The organism is Amycolatopsis roodepoortensis (assembly GCF_024628825.1).
GTDB classification, from domain to species: domain Bacteria; phylum Actinomycetota; class Actinomycetes; order Mycobacteriales; family Pseudonocardiaceae; genus Amycolatopsis; species Amycolatopsis roodepoortensis.
On the sequence record NZ_CP102415.1, the window covers coordinates 826,199 to 840,816 of the forward strand.

At 70.2% G+C, this 14,618-nt stretch carries 13 protein-coding genes; 5 read left to right on the top strand and 8 right to left on the bottom strand.

Annotation, left to right across the window (positions count from 1 at the left end; genetic code table 11):
- Positions 1-26 precede the first annotated feature (26 nt).
- Both dmpG and NQK81_RS04130 read right to left on the bottom strand, forming a co-directional pair.
- The gene (gene dmpG, locus NQK81_RS04125; RefSeq protein WP_126732099.1) at positions 27-1,061 is read right to left on the bottom strand and encodes a 4-hydroxy-2-oxovalerate aldolase; all 1,035 of its coding nucleotides are present in this window, start codon (positions 1,059-1,061) and stop codon (positions 27-29) included.
- A complete protein-coding gene (locus tag NQK81_RS04130; protein ID WP_257487096.1) occupies positions 1,058-1,960 on the bottom strand; it encodes an acetaldehyde dehydrogenase (acetylating) in 903 nt (300 codons plus the stop codon). Before NQK81_RS04130 ends, dmpG begins: the two co-directional genes overlap by 4 nt.
- Before the next feature lie 41 nt (positions 1,961-2,001).
- On the opposite strand from NQK81_RS04130, the gene NQK81_RS04135 reads away from it, so the two are divergent.
- Positions 2,002-2,769 (top strand): IclR family transcriptional regulator, encoded by a 768-nt coding sequence (locus NQK81_RS04135; protein ID WP_257487097.1) that lies wholly within the window; start codon positions 2,002-2,004, stop codon positions 2,767-2,769.
- A gap of 5 nt (positions 2,770-2,774) precedes the next feature.
- On the opposite strand, the gene NQK81_RS04140 is transcribed toward NQK81_RS04135, so the two are convergent.
- The 3 genes from NQK81_RS04140 to NQK81_RS04150 all read right to left on the bottom strand — a co-directional run bounded on the left by NQK81_RS04140 (position 2,775) and on the right by NQK81_RS04150 (position 5,332).
- Entirely contained in the window at positions 2,775-3,878 is a 1,104-nt protein-coding gene (locus NQK81_RS04140; RefSeq protein ID WP_257487098.1) for an LLM class flavin-dependent oxidoreductase, read from the bottom strand.
- Between the two features lie 201 nt (positions 3,879-4,079).
- Complete coding sequence (locus tag NQK81_RS04145; RefSeq protein ID WP_257487099.1) at positions 4,080-4,790, bottom strand: MBL fold metallo-hydrolase; 711 nt, start codon at positions 4,788-4,790, stop codon at positions 4,080-4,082.
- A gap of 17 nt (positions 4,791-4,807) precedes the next feature.
- Positions 4,808-5,332 carry a DinB family protein gene (locus NQK81_RS04150; RefSeq protein ID WP_257487100.1) on the bottom strand — a complete coding sequence of 175 codons (525 nt, stop codon included), beginning with the start codon at positions 5,330-5,332 and terminating at the stop codon, positions 4,808-4,810.
- A gap of 154 nt (positions 5,333-5,486) precedes the next feature.
- On the opposite strand from NQK81_RS04150, the gene NQK81_RS04155 reads away from it, so the two are divergent.
- Positions 5,487-6,338: a DMT family transporter gene (locus NQK81_RS04155; RefSeq protein WP_257487101.1), complete on the top strand. Its 852-nt coding sequence runs from the start codon at positions 5,487-5,489 to the stop codon at positions 6,336-6,338.
- Here NQK81_RS04155 and NQK81_RS04160 read toward each other — a convergent pair.
- Both NQK81_RS04160 and NQK81_RS04165 read right to left on the bottom strand, forming a co-directional pair.
- Positions 6,319-7,356 carry a FecCD family ABC transporter permease gene (locus NQK81_RS04160; protein WP_257487102.1) on the bottom strand — a complete coding sequence of 346 codons (1,038 nt, stop codon included), beginning with the start codon at positions 7,354-7,356 and terminating at the stop codon, positions 6,319-6,321. The two genes, NQK81_RS04155 and NQK81_RS04160, sit on opposite strands and share 20 nt — an antisense overlap.
- 23 nt (positions 7,357-7,379) lie before the next feature.
- The gene (locus NQK81_RS04165) at positions 7,380-8,423 is read right to left on the bottom strand and encodes a FecCD family ABC transporter permease (protein ID WP_257487103.1); all 1,044 of its coding nucleotides are present in this window, start codon (positions 8,421-8,423) and stop codon (positions 7,380-7,382) included.
- Positions 8,424-8,528: 105 nt separating this feature from the next.
- Here NQK81_RS04165 and NQK81_RS04170 point away from each other — a divergent pair, with 105 nt between their 5' ends.
- The 3 genes from NQK81_RS04170 (at position 8,529) to NQK81_RS04180 (ending at position 13,167) form a co-directional block, all read left to right on the top strand.
- Positions 8,529-10,214: an ABC transporter ATP-binding protein gene (locus NQK81_RS04170; protein WP_257487104.1), complete on the top strand. Its 1,686-nt coding sequence runs from the start codon at positions 8,529-8,531 to the stop codon at positions 10,212-10,214.
- Positions 10,211-11,968 carry an ABC transporter ATP-binding protein gene (locus tag NQK81_RS04175; protein WP_257487105.1) on the top strand — a complete coding sequence of 586 codons (1,758 nt, stop codon included), beginning with the start codon at positions 10,211-10,213 and terminating at the stop codon, positions 11,966-11,968. The genes NQK81_RS04170 and NQK81_RS04175 overlap by 4 nt, the downstream gene beginning before the upstream one ends.
- 113 nt (positions 11,969-12,081) lie before the next feature.
- Entirely contained in the window at positions 12,082-13,167 is a 1,086-nt protein-coding gene (locus NQK81_RS04180) for an iron-siderophore ABC transporter substrate-binding protein (RefSeq protein ID WP_257487106.1), read from the top strand.
- A 395-nt stretch (positions 13,168-13,562) separates the two neighbouring features.
- On the opposite strand, the gene NQK81_RS04185 is transcribed toward NQK81_RS04180, so the two are convergent.
- Positions 13,563-14,588: a metallophosphoesterase family protein gene (locus tag NQK81_RS04185; protein ID WP_257487107.1), complete on the bottom strand. Its 1,026-nt coding sequence runs from the start codon at positions 14,586-14,588 to the stop codon at positions 13,563-13,565.
- Positions 14,589-14,618 lie beyond the last annotated feature (30 nt).

The window sequence follows — 14,618 nt, forward strand, 5'->3', positions numbered from 1 at the left end:
GCGGTCACGGGTTCACCTTCCGGCACTCAGCCCTGACCGCGTTCGGCGACCAGCTGCAGGGCGATGTCGATGATCATGTCCTCCTGCCCGCCCACGTATTTCGCGGCGCCGACGCGATACAGGATTTCGTGCGCCGGGACGTCGTATCGCTCGGCGGCGCGCTCGGCGTGCAGGAGGAAACTCGAGTACACCCCGGCGAACCCCTGCACGATCGACGACCGGTCCATCACCGGCAGCCGCGTGATGTAGGGCTTCACGACGTTCTCGGCTGCGTCCATCAGCACGTCCTTGTCGACGCCCGTGCGGATCCCGAGCCGCTCGAACGTCGCCGCGAGGACCTCGGTCGGCGAGTTGCCCGCGCCCGCGCCGAGCGCCACGAGCGAACCGTCGATCTGCCGCGCGCCCGCCCGGTAGGCGAGTACCGAGTTCGCGACGCCGAAGCTCAGGTTCTGGTGTCCGTGGTAACCGACCTGCGCCTCGTCGCCGAATTCCGCCACCAGCGCGGCGACGCGTTCACTAGCGTCCTCCAGGATCAGCGCACCGGCGGAATCGACGACGTACACGCATTGGCAGCCGGCGTCGACCATGATCCGGCCCTGCTTCGCCAGCGCCTCGGGCGTGGACATATGGGACAGCATCAGGAAACCGACCGTCTCCAGCCCGAGTTCCCTCGCCGCGCCGAAATGCTGGACGGAGACGTCGGCCTCGGTGCAATGGGTCGCGATCCGGACCGCGCCCGCGCCGAGGCCGGCCGCCACGCGCAGGTCGCCGACCGTGCCGAGGCCCGGCAGCAGCAGTACCGCGATCTTCGCGTGCCGCGCCTCGTCGACCGCCGCCTCGATCAGCTTCCGTTCGTCCACAAGGGAAAAGCCGTAGTTGAACGTCGAGCCGCCGAGACCGTCGCCGTGACTGACCTCGATCAGTGAGACCCCGGCGTCGTCCAGCGCCCGGACGGTGTCGCGCACGTTCTTCTCGGTGAACTGATGCGCCATCGCGTGGCTGCCGTCGCGCAGGCTCGTGTCGACGATCCGGACCTGCCGGCTCACGTCGTCCCAGCTCATGCCGCCACCTCCTGAGTGGCCAGCAGGTCGCCGACGCGGGCGGCCACGGCCGTCATGATGTCGAGGTTCCCGGCGTATTTCGGCAGGAAGTCACCGTTCCCGGCGACCTCCAGGAACACCGCGACCCGTGCTTGCCCGCTCCAGCCTGGCCGCGGTGGGTCGTATTGGGGGTCCGCCTTGAGCGTGTAACCCGGCACGTAACCCTGGACCGTCTCGACCATCCGGTGGATGGATTCGCTCACCGCGTCGAAGTCCGCGTCCGGGTCGATCGCGCAGAACACCGTGTCTCGCATGATCATCGGCGGTTCGACCGGATTGATGATGATGATCGCCTTGCCGCGGCTCGCTCCCCCGACGAGTTCGATCCCGCGCGCCGTCGTCGCGGTGAACTCGTCGATGTTCGCCCGGGTGCCCGGGCCCGCCGAGCGCGACGAGACGGACGCGACGATCTCCGCGTAGGGCACCGGCGTCACCCGCGACACCGCGTGCACGATCGGGATGGTGGCCTGGCCGCCGCAGGTGATCAGGTTGACGTTCGGCACGTCGAGCCGTTCGGGCAGGCCCACGGCGGGGCAGGTGAACGGGCCGACCGCGGCCGGGGTCAGGTCGATCGCGCGGATCCCGGCGGTCGCGTACCGCGGCGCGTTCGCCAGATGCGCCTTCGCCGAGGTCGCTTCGAAGACCAGGTCCGGCAGCTCGTCGCGCGACAGCAGCCAGTCGACGCCGCCGGCGGAGGTTTCCAGTCCCAGTTCCGCGGCCTTGGCCAGCCCGTCCGATTCCGGGTCCACGCCGACCATGTACCGCACCTCGACGTGCTCGCTGCGCCTCAGCTTCGCGAGCAGGTCGGTGCCGATGTTCCCGGGACCGACGATCGCGGCCACCGCTTTCCGTTGCGCCATGCCAGGTGACGCTCCCCGCTCGGATAGGGCACACTCAACCCATGCGTGCCGCTGGGCGGAACGACGACCCGGAACGAACCGGAGCGGACGGCCTCGTCGCCGCCCGGATCTCCGCGCTGCTCTCGGCGTTCCGTCCCGGCGACGACGCGCTCGGCGTTTCGGAACTGGCGCGGCGGACCGGTCTGGCGAAGTCGACCGTCCACCGGCTCACCGGGCACCTGGTCGCGACCGGCCTGCTCGAACGTCAGGACGCGACACTGCGGCTCGGGCTCAAACTGTTCGAGATAGGCCAGCTGGCGGTACGGCGCCGCGGACTCGTCGAGGCGGCGCGGCCGTACCTCGCCGATCTCCGCGAAGCGACCCGGAACACCGTGCACCTGGCGGTCCTGGAAGGCACCGAGGTCGTCTACCTCGACATCCTGCGGGGACCCGACGCGCCGTCGTTGCCGTCCCGGATCGGCGGCCGGTTCCCCGCGCACGCCACCGGCGTCGGCAAGGCGATCCTCGCTTTCTCGCCGGAATCCGTGGTGTCCCAAGTGGTCGACGCCGGTTTGCCCCGTGTGAGCGTGCGGACGATCACCGCCGCGGGACTGCTGCGCCGTCAACTGGCCAAGATCCACGGCGAGGGGATCGCGTTCGAACGAGAGGAATCCGGCGTCGGCGTCGTCTGCGCGGCGAGCCCGCTGCTCGACGCGCAAGGGGTGGCGGTCGCGGCGTTGTCGATCTCCGGCTGGGCGAATCGCATGCACACCAACCGGGTCGCACCCGCGGTTCGAACCGCCGCTTTGGCTCTTTCCCGGACTCTGTAAGGCTTTTAGGCGACGAGCCCGCGCCGGACCAGTTCCGGGCGCACGCCCTCGCCGAACCAGTACGCCTCCTCCAGATGCGGATAGCCGGAGAGGACGAACTCCTCGATGCCGTGCGCGTGGTACTCCTCGATGAGGTCGGCGACTTCGCCGTGACTGCCGACGAGGGCGGTGCCCGCGCCACCGCGCACGAGGCCGATCCCGGCCCAGAGATTCGGGTACACCTCCAGCCCGCGGACGCCACCGTCGGTCTTCCCGCCGTGCAGCGCGGCCATCCGCTGCTGGCCCACGGATTCGCTGGCGGACAACTGTTTCTGGGTGTGGGCGATCCGCTCCGGGTCGATCGCGTCCAGCAGTTTTCCCGCCTCCGCCCAGGCTTCCGCCGACGTGTCACGCGAGAGGGTGTGCAGCCGGATGCCGAACCGGAGCTTCCGTCCCTGTTCCTCGGCGAGCTCGCGGACCTTGGCGATCTTCTCGGCGACCTGCGCGGGCGGCTCGCCCCACGTGAGGTAGACGTCGGCGTGCCTTGCCGCGACCGGCAGCGCCGCCGCGGACGAACCGCCGAAATAGATCGGCGGAACCGGGTCGGGCGCCGCGCGCGTGGTCGCGCCCTCGACTTTGAGGTGCTCGCCGTCGAAGTCGAACGGCTTGCCACTCCACACCCCGCGCACGATCTCGAGGAACTCGCCGGTGCGGGCGTAACGCTGGTCGTGGTCGTGCCAGTCGCCGAAACGGCGCTGCTCCACCGTGTCGCCGCCGGTGACGACGTTGAGCAGCACGCGCCCCTGCGAGATCCGCTGGAACGTGCCTGCCATCTGCGCGGCCAGCGTCGGCGAGACCGTGCCGGGCCGGAACGCGACCAGGAACTTGAGGGTTCTCGTCTCGCGGATCAGGGCGGCCGTCGTCAGCCAGGCGTCCTCGCACCAGGTGCCTGTCGGGGTCAGCACGCCTTCGAAGCCGTTGGCCTCGGCGGCGCGGGCGACCTGCGCGAGGTAGTCGAGGCTCGGCTCGCGGGCGGCGGACGCCCCGGCGGCGCGGCTGGCGTGGAAGTGCTCCACGATCGTCCGGCCGTCACCGGTGGTGGGCAGGAACCAATGCAGCTTCAGCGTCACGGTTCCGAGCTTCGGCTCCCCGCACCGGGCTGGTCAATCAGCGAGCCTCGCGTCCCGCGATCTGGACGCGTTTAGTCCTCTGAATGCGGAGACGGGCGCGGTGGAAGACGCGACGCGAAAGCCACTTTCGGGACATCTGATGCCCTCAAAGTGGCTTTCGTGTCACGCCAGCCCGGACCGCATTCAGAGGACTAAACGCCGTCAGCCGCCGAACATCAGCCGCCATTCGTCCAGCGACTTCGGCCGGAACACGAAGTTCGTGTCCTTCACCCGCGACAGGTTCGCCGACGGCTCCGCCGAGTACTGGTGCCCCGGATAGACGACCGGGTCGCCGTCCAGCCCGGCCAGCCACTGCAGGCTCCGGTAGATCGCTTCCGCGTCGCCGCCGGGGAAATCGGTCCGGCCGCAGCCTTCGAGGAACAGCGTGTCGCCGGAGACGAGCTTCCCGTCGACCAGGAAGCACTGGCTGCCCGGAGTGTGCCCCGGCGTGTGCAGCAGCCGGATCGGCACCGCGCCGACCTCGACGACGTCGTCGTGTTCGTGCGACCGCAGATCGGTCCCGGAGACGCCGGTGATCCGGCGGACCCACTCGGCCTCCGCGCCGTTGACATGGATCGGCACCTGGACACGTTCCAGCAGTTCCGCGATCCCCGGCAGCGAGAAGCCCATCATCTCGCCGCCGACGTGGTCGGGGTGGTGATGCGTGGCGAGGACACCGGTCAGCCGCATGCCGTCGGTCTCCAGCAGGTCCAGCAGATCGCCGACGGCGTAGGCCGGGTCGACGATGACGGCCTCGTTCGTCTCCCGATCGCCGATCAGATAGGCGAAGTTGACCATCTGCGTCGCGACGGGATCCCCCACCGCGAAGTCACGGCCCGCGAGCAATTGCCGGAAGTACAGCCTGTCAGCCATGCGGACACCTTACGGCGCTACTCCCCCGTGGTTCCGTCGGCCAGCTCACGCAGGATGTCCAGATGCCCGACGTGCCGGGCGGTCTCCTGGACGACGTGCGCGAGCACCCAGCGGACGGTGAACTTCCCCGACTTGCGCGCGCGATCGTCCGGCGAGATCCCGGCCAGCGACGACTCCGCCAGGGCCCACTCGGCGCGGTACGCCTCGACGACCGAACGCGGGTCGTCGTCCTCGGTCAGGTCCCAGCTCGGATCCGGTGAGCCTTCCCACAGCGGAGGCAGATCCGCGCCACCGGCCTCGATCGAGAGCCACCAGCGCTCCACCGCGGTCAGATGTTTGAGCAGCCCCAGCGCGCTCATCCGCGGGGACGACGGCAGCGGTGTCGCGGCCGCCTGTTCCCTGGTCAGCCCGGCGACCTTGTTCACCGCCGTCGCGCGGAGGAAACGCAGGAAGTCCCATTGGATCCCGGCTTCGTCCTCGGCCATCCCCGCCGGCCAGGCACGGTCCACCGGCTCGGCCGCGCTCGAACTCGTGTTCGACATGTCGCTCACCCTACACATACGGCGAACTCGCGTGATCGAAGGCGTAACTCGCGTGATTGGAGGCGTAACTCGTGAGTTACGCGCCCAAGCACGCGAGTTACGTGCCTGATCACGTGAGTTACGTGTGGACACCGCAGGGCTAGGCTCGTGATTCATGTGGTGGGGTTTGGCTTGCGCGTTCTTCGCGGCCTGTGCGTACGGCGTCGCTTCGGTGATGCAGGCGATCGCCGCGAAAGCGACGTCGGGCGCGGAAGACCGCGTCGATCCCCGCCTGCTCGTGCGGGTGCTGCGGCAGTGGAAGTTCGTCGCGGGTCTCGCGCTCGACGTCGTCGGGTTCGTCGCGCAGGTCGCCGCGCTCCGGGTGCTGCCGCTCTTTGTGGTCCAGGCGGCGCTGGCGGGAAGCCTCGCCGTGACGGCGGTGGCCGCGCGGACGCTCGGGGTCCGGCTCGGCCGTCGCGAGTGGACGGCGGTCGCGGTCGTCTGCGCCGGGCTCGCGTTGCTCGGGATGTCGGCGGAGAGCGAAGGCTCCGCCTCGACCGGGCTGGGTTTCCGGCTCGTGCTGATCGGCGCGGTCGTGGCGCTCGGCACGGCCGGGATGTTCGCCGGACGCGCGTCGCGCCGGATCCGGACGCCGGCGCTGGGCCTGATCGCCGGACTGTGCTTCGGCGTGGTCGCCCTCTCCGGGCGCGCGCTCACCAGCCTGGCCCCGCTCGATCTGCTGACCGACCCGGCGACCTACACGCTCTGCGTGGCGGGTGCGCTGGCGATGTTGTTCTACGCCACCGCGTTGCAGCGCGGCAGTGTCACGACCTCGACCGCGATGATGGTGATCGGCGAGACCGTGTTCCCATCCCTGATCGGGGTGCTCGTGCTGGGCGACACCACGCGGCCAGGGTTCGCGGCCGTGGCGGTGGTCGGGTTCGTGCTCGCGGTTTCGGCGGCGCTGGCGCTGGCCCGCTTCGGCGAGCCCGCGCCGATCGAGCCGGTCAGCGCGCCGCTCGGCTGACCCCGCGCCGGGACACCAGCAGCCACGCCAGGTACAACCCGCCGATCGCCCCGGTCACGAGACCGACGGGCAGGCCGGCCAGGAACTGCTGGGTGATCAGATCGCTGGTCACCAGCAGGAGCATGCCCATCAGCGCGGCCGCGGCGAGCCCCGGGCCCGAAGACCGCGTTAGCCGCTTCGCCAGCTGGGGCGCGGCGAGCGCCAGGAACGCGATCGGGCCGGCGGCCGCGGTCGCGATCGAACACAGCCCGACGCTGACCCCGAGGAGCACGACCCGGCTCCGCTGCACCGGCACGCCGAGCCCCTTGGCCGAGTCGTCCCCCATCTCCAGCAGGGAAAGCCTTCTGCCGTAGACGAGGGCGGGCGGCAGCAGGACGGCGATGGCGATCGCGACCGGGACGACGTGCTCCCAGCCGCGCCCGTTGAGCCCGCCGACCAGCCACGCCTGCGCCGCCAGGCCGTCCTGCCAGGAGGCCCTCGTGATCAGGTAGGAGTTGAACGCGAGCAGCATCGCGTTCACGCCGATGCCGACGAGGATCAGCCGGAAGGTGTGCACGCCGCCCTTCAGCGCGAGCAACGCGATCAGGCCCGCGGTCGCGACGCCGCCGACCAGCGCACCCAGCGAAACCTGCAGCATGCCGCCGTGCACCACGATGATCGTCAGCAGCGCCCCGGCGGCCGCGCCCTCGGTGAAGCCGATGAAGTCGGGGCTGCCCAAGGGATTCCCGGACAGGCTCTGCAGGATCGCGCCGCTGACCGCGAGCGCGCCGCCGACCAGCAGCGCGGTCAGCAACCGGGGCAGGCGCAGGGTGGTCACGATGAACTCGGTGCTCCGGTCGCCGAAGCCGAACAGCGTCTGGATGACCTCGCCGACGGACAGCGGGTAGTCGCCGGTGGTCATGCTGACGGCGCCGAGGAAGAACACGGCGATGGCCAGCAGCGCGACGACGATCGCGGCCCGCGGGGTGACGCGAAGGGAAAGTCCGCCGCCCGGGGTGCGCAGGACGCGGGTGCTCATCCGTGGGTGCTCCTTGATCGCGGTCACAGCCTGGCCAGCTTCCTGCGGCGGCAGAGCGCGATGAACACCGGCGCGCCGAGGAACGCGACGACGATGCCCGCCTGCAGTTCCTCCGGCGGGTTCAGCACGCGGCCGACGACGTCGGCGCCGATCAGCGCGATCGGCGCGAGCAGCATCGAATACGGCAGGACCCAGCGCTGATCCGGGCCGACCAGCAGGCGTGCTGCGTGCGGCACGGCGAGCCCGAGGAACACGACCGGTCCGATCGCCGCCGTACCCGCGCCGCAGAGCAGGGTCACCACGATCGCCCCCAGCACCCGGGTGCGGCCGACGTGGGCGCCGAGGGCCTTGCCGGTCTGGTCGCCGAGCGCGAGGACGTTGAGCGGGCGGGCCAGCAGCAGCGCGATGATCGCGCCGACCGCCACGAACGGCGAGATCTGCCAGAACACGTCCCATTTGCGGCCGCTGAGCGAACCGACGTTCCAGAACCGGAACTGGTTGAACGTCTCGGGCATCAGCAGCAGGATCCCGACGATGTAGGCCTGGAGCACGGCCATGACGGCCGAGCCGGCGAGCACGAGCCGGTCCGGCGTGGCGCTGCGTCCCGCGGAGCCGAGCAGGTACACCACGACCGAGGCGATCGCCGCCCCGGCGAAGGCGAACCAGATGTAACCGAGCACGCTGGTGACCCCGACGAACGCGATCCCCGAGACGACCGCGGCCGAGGCGCCGGTGTTGACCCCGAGCAGGCCGGGGTCGGCGAGCGGGTTCCGGGTGAGCGCCTGCATCACCGCGCCGGCCAGGCCGAGCGCGACTCCGACGACGACGCCAAGCAGGGTCCGCGGGATGCGGAGGTCGTGGATGATCACGGCCTCGGTCGAGCCGTCGTTGTGCCACAGCACCGACCAGGTGGAGCTGAACGGGATGCTCTTCGACCCCACCCAGATGCTGAGCAGGAACACCAGCGCCAGCAGGGCGATCCCCACCAGCAGTCCGCCGGCGCGGAACGTCCGTGCCGCCGTGCTGGGCGGGGACGCCGCAGCGGGCGGGCGTTCGGTGACGACCACGGAACCTCCTTCGAGTGAGGCGAGGCTAACCGAACGCCGGAGTTCACCTCAACGAGCTACCTACTTAGACTAGCCTTACCTTCCCCACCACGAACGGAGGCGCCGGTGACCGCAACGGCCACCACCAGCCGGAGTGTCCTGCGGCAGGCGATTTCCGGGCAACGACGGCGGGTCACGCTCGCCTCCGTGCTCGCCGCCGGGCACCAGGGCGGTGAAGCGCTCGTCCCGGTGATCATCGGGGTGGTGATCGATCAGGCGGTCGACGGCGGCACGGTCGGCACGCTCGTGTTCTGGATCGCCGTACTCGGCGTGATCTTCGCCGGACTGTCCTACAGCTACCGGTTCGCCGCGCGCGCCGCCGAAGGCGCGTCCCTGCGCGCGGCGCACGACCTCCGCATCGCGATCAGCCGCCGGGTCCTGCATCCCGGTGGCGGCGCCGACAAGGGCAAGCTGGCGGGTGAACTGGTCAACATCGGCACCAGCGACGCGCAACGCGTCGGAGTGGTGAACGCGGCGCTGCCGTTCGGGATCGCCGCCCTCGCCGGGGTCCTGGTCAGCGCCGTCGCGCTCCTGCGGATCTCACTTCCGCTGGGGCTCCTCGTGCTCCTGGGCACGCCGCCGCTGCTGTATCTCGCGCATCTCATCGGCAAGCCGCTGGAGCGCCGCAGCGAAGCCGAACAGGAACGGTCCGCGCACGCCTCGGGCGTCGCCACGGACCTGGTGTCCGGCCTGCGGGTGCTGAAGGGCATCGGCGCCGAACCCGCCGCGGTCGCCCGCTATCGCGACACGAGCCAGAGTTCGCTCAAGGCGACCTTGCGCGCCGCGCGGGCCAAGGCCTGGCACGACGGTGCGGTGCTCGCGCTGACGGGCGGCTTCATCGCGGTCGTCGCCCTCGTCGGCGGGCATCTCGCTTCCTCGGGAGCGATCAGCGTCGGCGATCTCGTCGCCGCGGTGGGGCTGGCCCAGTTCCTGCTCACGCCGTTCCTGATCTTCTCGTGGGTCAACGGCGAACTGGCGCAGGGCCGCGCGTCGGCGGCCCGGGTCGCCGATCTGCTGACCACGCCGGTCGCGGTGGACTCGGGCGACGGTGAACTTCCGTCGCCCGCCACCGGGAACGTCCGGTTCACCGATGTCTCGTACGGCGCCCTCCGCGGCGTCGACCTCGACATCCCGGCCGGGCAGCTGATCGGCGTCGTCGCCGCCGACCCCGCCGCCGCGACCGATCTGCTCGACTGCCTCGGCCGCGCGGGAGATCCGGCGGAGGGCAAGGTCCACGTCGACGGCGTCGATCTGTCCACTGTGGACCCGGAACGGGTTCGGGAGGTCGTCCTGGTCGCCGCGCACGACGCGGATCTGTTCGAAGGAACGCTGGCGGAGAACGTCCACGCGGACGGCCTGTCCGCCGACGAGGCGCTGGCCGCGTCGGCGGCGGACGAGGTCGCGGCGGCCTTGCCGGACGGCACCGCGACCGCGGTCACCGAACGCGGCCGCTCCCTCTCCGGCGGCCAGCGGCAGCGGGTCGCGCTAGCCCGCGCGCTCGCCGCGGACGCGCCGGTGCTCGTCGTCCACGACCCGACGACGGCGGTCGACACGGTGACCGAGGCGAAGATCGCCACCGGGCTCGCCCGGCTACGCAGAGGACGGACCACGATCCTGGTGACCACGAGCCCCGCCCTGCTCGCCGCGGCCGATCGCGTCGTCGTCCTCGACGGCGGGCGGATCACCGGCGAGGGCGGCCATGCCGAACTCGCCCGCGACCGCGCCGACTACCGCGCGGCGGTGCTGTCATGACCCGCGAACTCCTCCCCACCGCCGACGGCAAGCGGATCCGTGCCGTCCTCGGCGAACTGCTCCGTACTTCGAAGGCCCGCGCCGCTGGCGCGCTGGCGATGCTCGTCGGCGCGACCGCGATCGGGCTGCTCACCGCCCGGCTGCTCGGCCACATCGTCGACCTGGTCATCGAGAAGCGGCCCGCGACCGAGCTGACCACGCCAGTGGTGGCACTGGTCCTGGTCGCCGTGGCGCAGGCGATCGCGACGGCGTTGGGTGTCTCACTCACCGCCAAGCTCGGCGAAACACTGCTCGCGGAACTCCGCGAACGGTTCGTCGACCGGGCGCTGGGTCTCCCGCTGGAACAGGTCGAACGCGCGGGCTCCGGAGACCTGACCGCCCGCGTCACCAACGACGTGACGGTGGTCGCGAGGGCGGTCCGCGAAGCCCTGCCCGAACTGGGCCGCTCGGTGCTGACGATCGTCCTGACCCTCGGCGCGCTCGCCGTCCTCGACTGGCGTTTCCTCCTGGCCGCGCTGCTCGCGACGCCGATCCAGCTGCACACCGTGCGCTGGTACGTCCGCAACGCCGTGCCGTTGTACGCGAAGCAGCGGATCGCGACGGGTTCGCAGCAACAGCAACTGCTCGACACGATCGGCGGCGCGAAGACCGTCCGCGCGTTCCGGCTCGCCGACGCCCACGTGGAGCGCGTCCGGCAGCGGTCCGAGGGCGCGATGGACCTGATGCTGCGCGGTGTGCGGCTGATGACGAGGTTCTTCGCCCGGCTCAACCTCGCCGAGTTCGTCGGTCTCTCGGCGGTGCTCGCGGCGGGGTTCCTGCTGGTGGGCGCCGACGCCGTGACCGTCGGCGCGGCGACCGCGGCGGCGTTGTACTTCCACAGCCTCTTCGGTCCGATCAACAGCGCGCTGGCTCTGGTGGACGACGCGCAGGCGGCGGCCGCGAGCCTCGCCCGGTTGATCGGTGTCGCCGATCTGCCTGCGCCGCGCGAACCCGAACGGCCCGCGAAACCCGTCGACGCCTCGGTGAAGGCGGCGGGCATCTCTCATTCCTATGTGGACGGTCACCCGGTGCTGCGGGACGTCGACCTCAGCCTCTCCCCCGGCGAACGGGTCGCGCTGGTCGGCGCGAGCGGGGCGGGCAAGACGACGTTGGCCAAGCTGATCGCCGGGATCCACACCCCGGGTGCGGGGACGATCTCCGTCGGCGGAGTACCGCTCGACGAGCTCGGGCCGTCCGCCACGCGGCAGGCGGTCGCGCTGATCAGCCAGGAGGTGCACGTCTTCGCCGGTTCGCTGGCGGACGACCTCCGCCTCGCCCGTCCCGGGGCTTCCGACGCGGAACTGTTGGCGGCACTGGAAAAAGTCGGCGCGCGTGGCTGGGCGGAGGCGCTGAGCGAAGGGCTCGCGACCGTGGTCGGCGAGGGCGGGCATCGGCTGACCGTCACCCAGTCCCAGCAGCTGGCGCTCGCGAGGCTGGTGCTCGCCGATCCGCCGATCGCGATCCTCGACGAGGCGACCGCCGAAGCCGGGAGCGCGGGCGCGAAGACCCTCGAAGCCGCCGCGGCCGCTGCGCTCGAGGGCCGGACCGGCCTGGTCGTCGCGCACCGGCTGACGCAGGCGGCGGCGTCGGATCGCGTCGTCGTGCTCGACGCGGGCGTGATCGTCGAAAGCGGGACGCACGACGAACTCGTGGCCTCCCGCGGTCAATACGCAACGCTTTGGGCGGCCTGGTCGGACAACCGTTCACGGACGTGACCCGGGACGCAGTATCACCGGTTGCAATCGACCGGTCCGCGTCTTAGGTTAGCCAAACCTGATCCTCGATTAATCCGGCATTCCGCCGGACAGCCGATCAAGAAGGACGGACGATGGCCCGAATCCCCACCCTCTCCGCCGTGCGCGGGCGCCTGAAGACCGCCGGCCTGCTGGCGTCGACCCTGGTGCTGGCCGCCTCGCTCACCGCGTGCGGAGGAGGCGGCGAGTCGGCCACCCCGGCCGCGCAGAACTCCGCCGGCTCGGCGGTCGACGCGAACGCGTTCCCGACCACGATCGAGCACAAGTACGGCAGCACCACCATCACGCAGGAGCCCAAGCGCGTCGTCACGGTCGGCCTGACCGAGCAGGACGCGCTGCTCGCGCTCGGGGTGGTCCCGGTCGGTGTCACCGAGTGGCTCGGCAAGTTCCCCGGCACCATCGGCCCGTGGGCGACCGACAAGCTCGGCGGCGCCGCACTGCCCGAGGTCCTCAAGGACGTCGACGGGCCGCAGTACGAGAAGATCGCCGCGCTCAAGCCGGATCTGATCATCGCGCTGTACTCCGGGCTCACCAAGGAGCAGTACGACAAGCTGAGCCAGATCGGCGTCCCGGTCGTCGCGCAGCCGAAGGAGTACAACGACTACGGCATCCCGTGGAACGAGGCGACCAAGAAGGTCGGCCAGGCCGTCGGCCGCTCCACCAAGGCGAACGAACTGGTCAAGGGTGTCGAGGACAAGTTCGCCCAGGCCCGCAAGGAGCACCCGGAGTTCGCGGGCAAGTCGGCGCTGATGGCTTCGACCTACGAGGGTTACTTCGTCTACGGCAGCCAGGACGGGCGTTCGCACATCCTCGAATCGCTCGGCTTCAAGCTGCCGGCCGACCTCGACGCCGCCATCGGTGACAAGTTCGGCAAGAGCCTCAGCGCCGAGCGGACCGACCTGCTCGACCGCGACGCGCTCGTGTGGCTCATCGACACCCCGGCCAAGGCGCAGGAGATCCTCGGCAAGGACGCGCTCTACAGCGGCCTGAAGGTGGCGAAGGAGAAGCGCGAGGTCTTCATCGAGAACGAAGGCACCTACGGCAGCGCGGTCTCCTTCGTGACCGTGCTGAGCCTGCCGTTCGTGATCGACCGGATCGTCCCGCAGCTCGCCGCCGCGGTCGACGGTGACCCGAAGACCGAGGTCAAACCGGCCAACTGAGCCCGTTTGCAGTGCGCGTGAAGGCCCCCTTCCCTCGGCTGAGCCGAGGGAAGGGGGCCTTCACGTACTTCGAGGTCTGCTGGGTGCGGTGCTGCCGGAGGTGATGCGGAAGTGGCTTTCGCTCGCAGGCGGGGCAGTGACCGTTGCATGACCACGTTCGTCCACAAGGGACTGAAGACCGGACTTCCGCGACCGATTTGGGCGCTTTGGGCAGTCTTGCCCTGGGGGGTCGTGAGTGGCAAAGAGGGTTAGAACGATCATTGCCACTCACGACCCCCGCGCAAAGCGCCCAAATCGGACGCGCACAGCGGTCACAGCGTCCTTTATGGACAATCGGTTCGCGCCACGAAGTTTGGCTTACCCCTCCGAGGAAACCTGAATCCCAGGTGGCACCGTCAGTGCGGGAAACCCCAGGAGTCGTGCAGCGGAACGGTGATCTGCTTCAGCCACGTCTTGGTGGTGAAGTCGCGGGCCTTGATGACCACCGAGAACGGCGAGACCTCCACCTGCAGCCCCTGGTTGAACGCGCCCCCGAGGGAAACTTCTCCGCCCTTGCCGTCATCCGTCCAGCCGGTCTGCACGGCGGCGGTGTTGACGACGGTGAACCCTTCGAGATTGCCGGTGCCGGGGACCACCCGGCGGACCACCCAGTCCGACAGGTTCAGATCCCAGTGCGTGTGCCCGGAGAACAGGAACACGTCCCGGTGGCGGCCGAGGATCGAGAGCAGCCTGTCGGGCTGGAGGTAGTCGGACCGGTAGAGCTTGTTGTGCGTGCCGGAAACGGTGTTGGGCAACGGATGATGCGTCAGCACCATGACCGGGCTGCGCCGGTTCGACCAGTACCGGAGGCGTTGTTCGAGCCAGGTGAACTGGCGATCGCTCATCCAGACCTCGTCCCACAGCTTGGGGTCGTGGTACTTCGCGTACCGCTCGGTGCCGAGACAGAGCACCGGAACACCGCCGAACGACGACTCCGAGTAGACGGTGTTGCGGCCCGCGAACCGGTAGAAGCTGCGGAAGAGGGAGTCCTCGGTCGTCCCGTTGGGCCAGGTCTCCTGGGCGAGGGTGTCGGGATCCCGCCACTTCGGGACGTAGAACTCGTGGTTGCCGATCGCCCACGCGACCTCGCGCGGATGCGGGTGCTTGTCGAAGGTCGCGCGAAGCTGGGCGTACTCGAAGTCGTAGCCGCGCGGGGTGAGGTCGCCCGCGATACCGAGCCCGGCGCTGCCCGGGTTGATCGCGTGCAGGTCGTCGAGTGCCTTGCCGAAATCGGTGAGGTCGCCTTGAATGTCGCTGAGGACGTTGAAGCGGACCACCGGCCCGTGCGGGCCCCACTTCCCTTGCGCCTCCGCCTCACCCGGCAGCATCGCTACCCCTGCCGCCGCACCACCGGCGGTCACCATGAACGCTCTTCGATCCATAACCCGAACGCTACTCACGTTCTATGGCCG